This is a genomic window from Klebsiella sp. MS 92-3 (assembly GCF_000195655.1).
GTDB lineage: Bacteria > Pseudomonadota > Gammaproteobacteria > Enterobacterales > Enterobacteriaceae > Klebsiella > Klebsiella pneumoniae.
In genome coordinates this window covers 48,809-49,503 of record NZ_GL882852.1, presented here as the reverse complement: position 1 = coordinate 49,503, position 695 = coordinate 48,809, and the positions used below count along the sequence as shown (strand labels likewise).

Below are 695 nucleotides of genomic sequence, written 5' to 3'. Positions count from 1 at the left end.
TTTATCCCCGCTGGCGCGGGGAACACGACGCCCGGATCAGGTCATGGTTTTGCCATTACGGTTTATCCCCGCTGGCGCGGGGAACACCGACATTCCGCCGGATCCTCGTCCCAAGTCGGCGGTTTATCCCCGCTGGCGCGGGGAACACTGGATGCAGCAAAGCGAAGAAGCACGAATGGCCGGTTTATCCCCGCTGGCGCGGGTAACACTCGCGCATCTCACCGACGACAACGCGCGCCTCCGGTTTATCCCCGCTGGCGTGGGGAACACGGCTCGATGGTTGCCGACAACAGGTCAACCTTCGGTTTATCCCCGCTGGCGCGGGGAACACGTGCTGATTGCCGTAGTAACCGTTGGTATCTGCGGTTTATCCCCGCTGGCGCGGGGAACACTGCTACCAGTTTGCTCAGTGGGTGGTAGGGGACGGTTTATCCCCGCTGGCGCGGGGAACACCACATCAGAATCCACCGGAAAACGCTCATACCCGGTTTATCCCCGCTGGCGCGGGGAACACGCGCAGGCGTCGATAAACTCGCGCGCCATGTCCGGTTTATCCCCGCTGGCGCGGGGAACACGCGCAGAATGATCGACGAAGTGAAGATTCAGGCGGTTTATCCCCGCTGGCGCGGGGAACACCACAGGGCTATATGGAATCTGGTTTTATATTCCGGTTTATCCCCGCTGGCGCGGGGAAC

The 695-nt window shown here is 61.6% G+C and carries 1 CRISPR repeat array.

Features of this window, described 5'->3' with window-relative positions:
- Nucleotides 1-58 precede the first annotated feature (58 nt).
- A CRISPR array of direct repeats spans nt 59-636; the repeat unit is 29 nt; unit sequence CGGTTTATCCCCGCTGGCGCGGGGAACAC.
- Nucleotides 637-695: the final 59 nt, after the last annotated feature.